This window comes from Aneurinibacillus sp. UBA3580 (genome assembly GCF_002375825.1).
Taxonomy (GTDB): domain Bacteria; phylum Bacillota; class Bacilli; order Aneurinibacillales; family Aneurinibacillaceae; genus Aneurinibacillus; species Aneurinibacillus danicus.
The window spans coordinates 1-1,735 of sequence record NZ_DFMZ01000039.1 but is presented as its reverse complement, the minus strand read 5'-3'; the positions used below and the strand labels follow the sequence as shown (position 1 = coordinate 1,735).

Sequence of the window (1,735 nt, the reverse complement as noted above, 5' to 3'; positions counted from 1 at the left end):
TGGGAGCATGCTTACTACCTGAAATATCAAAACAAACGCCCGGATTACATCTCCGCCTGGTGGAACACCGTAAACTGGGACGAAGTCAACAAGCGTTACAAAGAAGCGAAGTAATTCGCGCACATACTTATGTCAAAAAACGGCTTTCCATTACGGAAGCCGTTTGTTTTTATGCATTTTATTGCAGAGTTTATTATTTTCTTTTATGCGTCTGTCACAGCAGGCTTTGCTGAAATCCTTCCCGCAATGCGTCGACAATTTTTTTATGGGATACGGAAAACGGATACGCATCCATTTCTTCTATTGCCACCCACATTACGCGTTCTTTTGCAATTGCACTGCCCCTCCCTTCTTCTTGTCCTTCATATTCACATAGATAAGTATACAGATTCCACTGTAGATGTGAGAACACATGACTATGTTCCATGACCAGATCCCGTGGTATGCACTTAATGCCGAACGTCTCATACATATGCACGCTCAACCACTCCCTGGCATTTTCTGCTTTTGTATATTCTACGTTTGGAAATTCCCACAGATTAGCCAGAAGACCGCTTTCCGGACGCTTATGAAGCAACCAGCGGCCATCCTCCCGCTGTACCAGTGCAACAGCTCGCTCTTCCACTCGGACTTTCTTGGCCTTCTTCTTGACAGGAAGCGTTTCCTGCACACCTGCCTTCCGGGCACGGCAGTGTGCAGCTACCGGACAGGCGTCACAGCGCGGCGATCGCGGAATACAGATAAGCGCACCCAACTCCATCAGAGCCTGATTGAAAAAGGATGGATTCCGGTGAGCGATAATCCGTCGTACAATCGCTTCAAATAATTTCCGTGTGCTTGCTTTTGTTATATCGTCTTCAACTCGAAAAATACGTGACAATACGCGCATAACATTGCCGTCCACCGCCGGCTCGGGCAAGCCATACGCAATGCTGAGGATAGCACCCGCTGTATAAGGACCCACACCTTTTAGTCCATGAATTTCTTCCGGTGTATTTGGTACAGTGCCTCCGTACTTCTCCTGTACCTCTTTTACTGCCGCGTGCAAATTGCGGGCCCGTGAATAATACCCCAACCCTTCCCAATATTTATAGACTTCTTCCAGCTCCGCCTCGGCCAATTTTTCTACAGAAGGGAACCGTTCCACGAAACGTTCATAATATGGAATCACGGTCTCCACTCTCGTCTGCTGTAGCATAATTTCCGATACCCACACCCTGTATGCGTCCCTGCTCTGACGCCAGGGCAATGTACGCTGCTGCCGCTCAAACCAGTACAACAAATCATCCTGGAAATCTTTAATATGAAATGAACCGATAATTTCCTGTTGTCTCTCCTGCTGCTTTTTTGCCATTATCTATTCTTCACTCCCTGTTATATCGATTGACGCAAACGCCCACATGTGCAGCTTGTCCGTACCGCCTGCGATGCAGTCGTTTATACTTTGCCAGAACGCACCTAATGCTGCCGTATCTTCGCAGCGTTTCCGTTTTATTTTACGATACGCTTCCATCGACGGAACATGAAACATTTCGACAAATAATCCCGGTTGATCTACCCCTTCTTGTAAGGTAAAATCATCAACACCAATCATCTTCATCGCCGCTGCAACGTCCTTGATTTTATGCAGATATTCTTCCCGCTTCTCCGGAAGGATTTTGTATTCGGCAAATACTTGGATGTCCTTCATCGCTCGTCCCTCACTTCTGTCGTTTTTCTGTGAAAATCGTGAGGA

3 protein-coding genes are annotated in these 1,735 nt (G+C 46.9%); 1 reads left to right on the top strand and 2 read right to left on the bottom strand.

The annotated features are described in order from the left end of the window. The coding region (locus B2899_RS06140; RefSeq protein ID WP_286884510.1) for a Fe-Mn family superoxide dismutase at positions 1 to 114 on the top strand (114 nt) is incomplete at its 5' end. Positions 115 to 214: 100 nt separating this feature from the next. Here B2899_RS06140 and mutY read toward each other — a convergent pair. Beyond that, on the bottom strand, positions 215 to 1,354 hold the full coding sequence (gene mutY / locus B2899_RS06135) for an A/G-specific adenine glycosylase (protein WP_286884503.1): 1,140 nt from the start codon (positions 1,352 to 1,354) through the stop codon (positions 215 to 217). Between the two features lie 3 nt (positions 1,355 to 1,357). After that, positions 1,358 to 1,690, bottom strand: coding sequence for an MFS transporter (locus B2899_RS06130; protein ID WP_146809181.1), 333 nt, complete (start codon positions 1,688 to 1,690; stop codon positions 1,358 to 1,360). Between the last annotated feature and the right edge of the window lie 45 nt (positions 1,691 to 1,735).